This is a genomic window from Stenotrophomonas sp. Steno-Z2, from assembly GCF_056393235.1.
On sequence record NZ_JBWJOY010000016.1, the window covers coordinates 1 to 4,647 of the forward strand.

Annotated in this window: 3 protein-coding genes; all 3 read left to right on the top strand. The window is 60.5% G+C overall.

The genetic code is table 11. From position 1 onward, the window contains the following. Positions 1–10 precede the first annotated feature (10 nt). The 3 genes from AC06FP_RS16760 to AC06FP_RS16770 all read left to right on the top strand — a co-directional run bounded on the left by AC06FP_RS16760 (position 11) and on the right by AC06FP_RS16770 (position 4,600). Positions 11–3,196 (top strand): endonuclease toxin domain-containing protein, encoded by a 3,186-nt coding sequence (locus AC06FP_RS16760; RefSeq protein WP_478076325.1) that lies wholly within the window; start codon positions 11–13, stop codon positions 3,194–3,196. 2 nt (positions 3,197–3,198) lie between these two features. Beyond that, complete coding sequence (locus tag AC06FP_RS16765; protein WP_478076326.1) at positions 3,199–3,693, top strand: contact-dependent growth inhibition system immunity protein; 495 nt, start codon at positions 3,199–3,201, stop codon at positions 3,691–3,693. A gap of 466 nt (positions 3,694–4,159) precedes the next feature. After that, positions 4,160–4,600 carry a hypothetical protein gene (locus tag AC06FP_RS16770; RefSeq protein WP_478076327.1) on the top strand — a complete coding sequence of 147 codons (441 nt, stop codon included), beginning with the start codon at positions 4,160–4,162 and terminating at the stop codon, positions 4,598–4,600. The last annotated feature ends 47 nt before the right edge of the window (positions 4,601–4,647 follow it).

Consider the following 4,647-nt stretch of genomic DNA (forward strand, 5'->3'; position numbering starts at 1 on the left):
GCGCACCCCGATGTCCACCGATGTGAGCGGCATGCTGGCCTCGGCGGAGCTGACCAGCTACGACGCCGACGGCCGGGTGCTGGGCAAGGAGTTCAAGGAGCGGCCGGGCGCGGAGGTCTCGCGGGCGCCGTATGGCTCCAACACGCAGTGGACCTTCCCGGCGTGGGTGGAGGCCATGGGCCTGGACCCGGGCAGCAGCCAGTACAGCGACCTGTCGGTGCTGGGCGAGTCCACCTGGATCAGCTACAGCGGCGGCGGCAACGGCTACGACGAGGCCGGCCGGGTGAAGGGCTACACCTACACCGGCAAGGGCTATACGCACACCTACACGTACGCCTACGCCGGCTGGGACAGCTACCGCGAGCAGTCGATCACCGGCAGCAGCAGCAACAGCAACTACAGGACCACGACCACGACGCTGACCTACGATGCGGCGGGCCGCCAGACCGAGATGCGCGAGAAGACGGTCGGCGCCACGCTGGACGACCGGGTGCGCACGTTCGCCTTCGACGGCAACGGCATGATCGTCAGCCGCCGCGATGGCACGGCGACCAGCGCCAATGTGTTCCAGCAGACCGGCTCGGCCGCGGTCGTGGCCATGGCCAACAACCGTTACGTGCATGCCGGTGGCCAGCAGGTGGCCAGCCTGAATGAGTGGGGCAAGCTGGACGTGCGCAGCCACCTGACGGCGTTCAGCAACAGCGACAGCGGGCGCACGCAGGTGACGGTGCAGGCCGGCGACACGCTGCGCAGCCTGGCGCAACGGGTCTATGGCAACGAGAGCCTGTGGTACGTGATCGCCGCGGCCAACGCGCTGGACGACGGTAGTGGCGATGGCCCGCTGGTGGCCGGCAGCAGTCTGACGGTGCCGGAGGTGAAGACCAACAGCAACGACGCCAACACCTTCAAGCCCTACAACCCGGGCGAGATCAGCGGCCCGAGCACGCCGAGCCTGCCGTATATCCAGCCGCCGAGCGGCCACCGCTGCTCGGGACTGGTCAATGTGCTGTCCCTCGTCGTCAGTTATGTAGTGGGAGCTGTGGTCACCGTCTATGCGGGCCCCTACGCGGGCGCGGCGGCGCAGGGGGCAGTGCGTGCGCATTCGCAACAGACCTTCCAGGCCATGGCCGATGGGCAGTACGACTGGAGCCGGCTGGGGCGCAACCTCCTTCAACCGTTCAGCGGGAACAAGTACGACATGTTCGATCCGCTGGGGGCGCCAGTGGATGGCGGCATCGACTACAGGGCTGTGGGGGTGTCCTCCGCGGTCAGCGTGGCATCGGTCTCGGTGGGGAAACTGGGCGAAGCGTTCAAATGGGGTAGCTACACCACCATTGCTGCCCAGGCGGCCACGAGTTACGCCGCCAACTACCAGTTCAGCAAGTGGGCCGGCTACGACGTGTCGTGGAACAACCGTCAATTGGTCACCAGCGTCGGCGCGGCGATGGTCAGCCAGAGGGAGTTTGGCAATAGTGGCGTGGACACGAAGGGCGGTACCTATTCGCAGGTTCCGTCGACGGCTTTCAGCTGGCGCGAGGTAGCCATGGCGGCCATGCAGAACGTAGGGCGCAGTGCGATGCAGTACGGCATCGGCAAGGCGGTGGGGGCGCCCGGTACCCATTGGAACAATGGGGACGTATTGGCCGATGCGTTTGGCAATGCATTGGGAAGCGCGTTGGGAGCCAGCACCAAGGCACGCCTGGAGGAACGGCAGAAACTGCAGCAGATGGGCGCACAGGCAGAGGCCCATCGCGAACAGCTGCTGGGCATGATGTATGGCCAGTCCGGAGCCCAGGGAGCGGGCAGTGCCGGTTTCGACTCGACGGATACCTTCCGGGATCGCTACCCCTACGCGCTGGCTTCCAACGGCGGCATGAGCAGCGGACGTTGGGGAGCATCCTTCCCGGGAGCTGTCGATACACGCCGAAGCGCGGCGCTGACGGCCAACACGAGGCCGGTCGAGGACATTCCCACCCTTGATCCGGTCTATGCCGTTCCGGACATCCATTCCTCCGGTGGCTGGTACTTCTACAGCTGGAACAGCGCGGGCAGCCGATGGATCGATACACGGCGGTCGGTGGTCAATCCACCAGTACAGTCATGGAGCGCCCCGCCGGTTCGGTGGACCAATGGCTATGGGATGGGTAGCGCCGGCAACGGCACCTGGCGGATGAAGGGCGTGCAGGACTCGTCCTATCGCTGGACCCCGCCAGGTTTCTACAACGGCGTCTCGCAGCCGGGATTCGGCAGCATCGGTGACGGAGCGGCCAAGCTGTGGAATGGCCTTGCCGATGGTTACAACGCCCAGGTGCAGCGAAATGCAGCCTGGATATCCGATCTGGAGTTGCCGTTCACGGACAAGACCTTGGGTGAAACCGGGATCGGCCAGCGGTTTGTATCGCAGATTCCCCAGCTTCCGCGCTGGAACATGCACGGTTTGGCACAGGCACTGGTGCCTGGCATCACCGCGTGGGTGGACAGTGGATTTGCGATGCCGGAGTCGCCGCTGGATCTGTGGAAGGGCCAGTGGAAGGGTGGGGGGAACTTCCTCAGCCATACCGTCGAAGGGATGATCAATTCGGGGCCGCTTGGCAAGCTGGTCCATCTTGCAACCGGCTATCGCCTGGACCTGCCGAGCTTCGATATCCCGGCGCAGCAGCAGGTGGGTGCGGCGGCATTCGATGCGGGCATGATCACATTGAGTGTGATGGCGCCGGAGGCTAGACTGTCTGCGTTGAATGGGGCAGGGAGGGTTGCAAATAGCGGGGCTCGGAGTGGCATCGGTGTTAAGTGGGGGCGTGGCATTCAAGGCCAAGGGATGCCTTGGGAGGACTACTTGGCAGGTCAGCTTCCGAGTGGCTCTAGGTTGCCACCCAATTTCAAGACGTTTGATTTCTACGACTTGGAGTCAGGCGCTGCAATAAGTGCAAAGACGCTAAACACCACCACGACCTCACGAATTGCTGATCCGCGACGTATATTCAATTCATTGAAGGGTAATGTCGATTCTGTAGTTCGCTTCGACAAGCCCTACGAATTGGGTGGTTATGTTCTTGATCCTTCCATGATAGCTTCGCGCGAGTTGCGTGTAGCTGTGCCTGTCACAACTAATCCAGCGCAATGGCAGCAGATAGCTCGCGCTATTGAATATGGCCAGAGCAGAGGCGTAATCGTAATGGTAACCCCGGTGCATTGATGATGAACATGATGGAGCGCAACCAAGGAAAGCGGGCTGCCGCTAAGAGAACTGATAAGTTCATCTTTATTGAAACGTACTCAGGTCGCGGCTTGCTTGGCCGGGACTTCGCTGGTGGGCGTCATCTGCTGCCGGTCACTGCAACTGACGGAGAGCTTGGGACGGCCGTAAGGGATGCGCTTAGTAAAAGCCGTTTTCTATCATTGGCTGAAGCACAAGAATTCTTAGCACAAGACCGAGTTAAGCAGGGATATGAGCGGTGGATTGGTGAGATGGTGGATCGCTTTGCATACAAGTCACGCAAAGACTTGTTTAAGGGTATGATTTCTTGCGACATCAGGCTCATCGAAGAAGAAATAGTCATGCGCCCTACAAGTCATCCGAAGCTGGAGGCTTGGGAAGGCCTGGGGGATGAAGTGATTGTTAAAGCCGATGAGGCATCGGATGCCGCAATTGGTGAGGCTTTACGGCTAGCGTTTGATCGATGTGAATCGTGACGTTCGTAATCTCAAAATAGATCCCGCCCACCGCCAGGCATGGCCGGGCGGTAGTGTTGCAACAAACCTGTGATGCGTAGCCTGAGTGAGCTGATTCGGGAGTCCGAGTGAGAGTGGGCTTGCGCAGCGATAGTCCTTGCTATCGTCAATCCGGTACCAGCGTCGGCGCGGCGATGGTCAGCGAGAGGGCGTTTCCCAATAGTGGCGTGGACATGAAGGGCGGCACTTATTCGCAGGTTCCGTCGACGGCTTTCAGCTGGCGCGAGGTAACCACGGCGGCGATAGAGAACTTAGGCCGCAGTGCGATGCAGTACGGCATCAGCAAGGCGGTTGGGCACCCAGTACCCATTTAAACCCTCGGCGGCCGATTTCGAACGTCAATGTGTGTCGCGCCGATCTGAAGGCGCGGGGTACATTGATGCACAGATCGATCGTGCCGCTTCCAATCTACTGAAGCGCGATAAGCATGACCAAAGCAGAGGCGGTACTTGCCGCTCCCTTGAACACTTTCGTGGAAGAGGTTCTTGGTGAGTACGAAAATGTCGATGTAGTGACGACCCGTATCGCGGGGCGAACATACGTCACCGTGAAGGAATTGGGCTTCTCTCTGGTATCGGAAGATTCGGAGTCCGTTGTGTGCGTTCAAGTGCACGGGAAGAATTCGGATTACGGGCCGAGCGTGATTTCATTGCCATGGAGCCTTTCGATGTCTGCTGTGCGTGCGGATTTTCATCGGAAACTCGGCTCTCCCAGTCAATCTGGCGGTGGAGGTCGTAATCCATTGAATGGTGGCGAGATTCCATTATGGGAGGCATTCATCATAGGCAAGTATCGGTGTCACGTTGAGTACCTGCCAAAAAGTGATGAGGTGGCCTTGGTATCGCTTGAGTTGGCTAAGGTCCCGTAGGCGCGGCAAATTCGTTAGAAGGTAGTCCGCAACGAGGCGGCTACCCC